Raw genomic sequence first — 3,533 nt, 5'->3', positions numbered from 1 at the left:
CCGACTGGCCCCCCTGCTCGACAACGACCGCAACCAGATCGAGCTGTTCACCGCCCTGCTGCTGTCCCTCCCCGGCAGCCCGATCCTGTACTACGGCGACGAGATCGGCATGGGCGACAACATCTGGCTCGGCGACCGCGACGCCGTCCGCACCCCCATGCAGTGGACGCCGGACCGCAACGCGGGCTTCTCGTCCTCCGATCCGGGCCGCCTGTTCCTTCCGGCCATCATGGACCCGGTCTACGGCTACCAGGTCACCAACGTCGAGGCGTCCATGGCGTCGCCCTCGTCGCTGCTGCACTGGACCCGCCGGATGATCGAGATCCGCAAGCAGAACCCCGCCTTCGGACTCGGCTCGTACACCGAACTCCAGTCCTCCAACCCGGCCGTACTGGCGTTCCTGCGGGAGCACGGCGACGACCTCGTGCTGTGCGTGCACAACTTCTCCCGCTTCCCGCAGCCGACCGAACTCGACCTGCGCGCCTTCAGCCGACGCCACCCGGTCGAGCTGATCGGCGGGGTCCGCTTCCCGGCCATCGGTGAACTGCCGTACTTGCTCACCCTCGCGGGGCACGGCTTTTACTGGTTCCGGCTCCGCAAGGAAGCCGCCTAGAACGTCCGGGGCGGGGCGGTTTCTCCCGTCCCGCCCGGGGCACGCATCACTCACACCCCCGTCCGCCCGCGTAAGCCGACACCGGCTGACAGCGCCCCGTAGGCGAACCGGAGAAGGGGAAAGGACGCACGCCATGTCGGAAGCCGTCATCCGCCCCGTCACGACGACCGGCCCCGGGCTCCTCGCGTCGCTGGATCCGCTGCTGCGGGACTGGCTGCCACGGCAGCGCTGGTTCGCCGGCAAGGGCCGTCCGGTCGCCGGGTTCTCGCTGGTGGCGTCCACCGAACTGCTCCCGGTCGGCGGCAAACTGGGCCTGTACCACCTCCTCGTCCAGGTCCACCAGCCGCCCACACCCGCCCCGGGCACGGGCACCGCCCCGGCCCCCGGCGACTGCTACCAGCTCCTCATAGGAGTGCGCGAGGCCCTGCCGCCCCGCCTGGCCCCCGCGCTGATCGGCCACGTCACCGAGGGCCCGCTCGCCGGACACACGGTGTACGAGGCCCTGTACGACCCCCGGCCCGCCGAAGTGCTCCTGGAAGCACTGCGCACCCAGGCCCGCATCGGCGGCCTCCGCTTCGAACGCGAACCGCACCAGGAGATCCGGTCGGGCCTGGTCAGCCGCGCGGTGACCGCCGAGCAGTCCAACTCCTCGGTCATATACGGAGATACGTTCATCCTGAAGCTGCTTCGCCGCATCGTCCCCGGCGTCAACCCCGACCTGGAGCTGCCGCTCGCGCTGGCCCGCGAGGGCTGCCCCCGGGTACCGGCGCCGACGGCGTGGATGGGGGCGGAGCTGGCCGGGCAGTCGTACGTCCTCGGCGTCCTCCAGCCCTACGTCCAGGGCGCCACCGACGGCTGGGAGCTGGCCCTGCGCGAGCTGGCCAAGGGCGAGGACTTCGGCGCCGACGCGCGTGCCCTCGGCCGGGCCACCGCCGAGGTGCACACGGCACTGGCCCGCGCCCTGCCGACCGTCACGCTCGGCCACACCCAGCTGCGCTCGATGGTCGACGGCATGCTCGGACGCCTCGACCTCGCCGCACAGGCGGTGCCCGCGCTGCGGCCGTACGTGCCCGGGCTGCGCTCGGCCTTCGAGGCGCTGGCCGACCTGGCCTCCGAGGGGCAGACCTGGACCGCCCAGCGCGTCCACGGCGATCTGCATCTCGGGCAGTGCCTGCGCTCACCGACCGGCGAGTGGTCGCTGATCGACTTCGAGGGCGAACCGGCCCGGCCGCTCGCCGAACGCCGGATGCCGCAGCCGGCCGTGCGGGACATCGCCGGGATGCTGCGCTCCTTCGACTACGCGGCCCACTCCGTGCAGCTGTCCGTGCCGGGCTGGGCGGAGCACTGCCGGGCCGCGTACTGCTCCGGCTACGCCGAGATATCCGGCCGCGATCCGCGGACCGACCCGGTGCTGCTGCGTGCCCTTGAGACCGACAAGGCCGTTTACGAGGTCGTCTACGAGGCCCGGCACCGCCCCGACTGGCTCCCCGTGCCGCTGTCGGCGATACGCCGCCTCGCCTCGAACCGACCGACCTGACCCCAGCCAGGAGGCTCCGCCCGTGACCCCCCGTACCACCTCCTCCTCCAGCGGCTCCGACCCGAACGTGACGGCCGAGGAGACCACGGCCCACCAGGAGAAGGCCGCCGTACCGAAACAGGCGACCGCACCTGAGGGGACGGCCGCGCCGATGCCCTTGAAGACGGCGGTCGCCGATAAGGCTGTTGCCAAGAAGGCCGCCGAGAAGGCTGTGGCCAAGAAGGCCGTTGCGAAGAAGGCGACGGCGAAGAAGGCCGCGGTGAAGAAGGCCGCGGTGAAGAAGGCCACCGCCAAGAAGGCGCCTGCGAAGAAGGCCACGGCGAAGACGGCGAGCGCCGAGAAGGCCGTCGCGAAGAAGGCCACGGCGAAGACGGCTGCGGCCAAGACGGCTGCGGCCAAGACGGCGGCTGCGAAGAAAACCACTGCTGCCAAGAGCGCGTCCGCGAAGAAGACCGCGCCCGCCAAGAAGACGACGGCGGCCAAGAAGGCCCCCGCCACCAAGGCCACCACCCCGAAGAAGAAGACGGCCGCCAAGAAGACCACCCCCCAGCCCAGGGTCGCCACCCCCGCCCTCGCCCCCGTCGACCGCGACCGTCTGCTCACCGGCACCCACCACGACCCGCACTCCGTCCTCGGCGCGCACCCCGCACCGGACGGCAGCGGCGTGATCTTCCGCGCCTTCCGCCCCTACGCCCTCTCCGTCACCGTCGTTGCCGACGACCTGCGCACCGAGCTGCACGACGACGGCGACGGCTTCTTCTCCGGGCTGCTGCCGCTCACCGATGTCCCCGAGTACCGGCTCAGCGTGGAGTACGAGGGCACGGTCCTGGACACCGAGGACCCGTACCGCTTCCTGCCCACCCTCGGCGACCTCGACCTGCACCTGATCGGCGAGGGCCGGCACGAGCAGCTGTGGCGGGCGCTCGGCGCCGAGCCGATGATGCACCAGGGCGTGACCGGCACCCGCTTCACGGTGTGGGCGCCGAACGCGCGCGGCGTGAGCCTGGCCGGCGGCTTCAACTACTGGGACGGCACCGGCTTCCCGATGCGCTCACTGGGCGGCACCGGCGTCTGGGAGCTCTTCGTGCCCGGCATCGGCGAGGGTGAGCTGTACAAGTTCGAGATCACCCGCCCCGACGGTTCGAAGACCCTGCGCGCGGACCCGCTGGCCCGCCGCGCCGAGGCCCCGCCGGACACGTCGTCCATCGTGCACGCCTCGCACTACGAGTGGGGCGACGCGGAGTGGCTGGAGCGCCGGGGGGAGGTCCCCGTACACGAGGCCCCCTTCTCGGTCTACGAAGTCCACCTCCCCTCCTGGCGCCCCGGACTGACGTACCGCCAACTAGCTGACCAGCTCCCCGCGTATGTCAGGGACCTCGGTTT

Annotated in this window: 3 protein-coding genes; all 3 read left to right on the top strand. The window is 71.7% G+C overall.

Annotated features, from left to right (window positions below; genetic code table 11):
- Positions 1-613 (top strand): alpha-glucosidase C-terminal domain-containing protein (locus SSP24_RS42155; protein WP_174864813.1); only part of this gene is annotated, 613 nt, incomplete at its 5' end.
- A 133-nt stretch (positions 614-746) separates the two neighbouring features.
- Positions 747-2,150 carry a maltokinase N-terminal cap-like domain-containing protein gene (locus SSP24_RS42150; RefSeq protein WP_141316522.1) on the top strand — a complete coding sequence of 468 codons (1,404 nt, stop codon included), beginning with the start codon at positions 747-749 and terminating at the stop codon, positions 2,148-2,150.
- 22 nt (positions 2,151-2,172) lie between these two features.
- A partial coding sequence (locus SSP24_RS42145; protein WP_445009701.1) for a GlgB N-terminal domain-containing protein occupies positions 2,173-3,533 on the top strand: 1,361 nt, incomplete at its 3' end.

The organism is Streptomyces spinoverrucosus (assembly GCF_006539505.1).
Classification (GTDB): domain Bacteria; phylum Actinomycetota; class Actinomycetes; order Streptomycetales; family Streptomycetaceae; genus Streptomyces; species Streptomyces spinoverrucosus.
This window is presented reverse-complemented; position numbering and strand designations above follow the sequence as displayed.

Coding starts and splice junctions, on each gene's coding strand:
- SSP24_RS42150 (WP_141316522.1), top strand. CDS start 747: ATGTCGGAAGCCGTCATCCGCCCCGTCACGACGACCGGCCCCGGGCTC.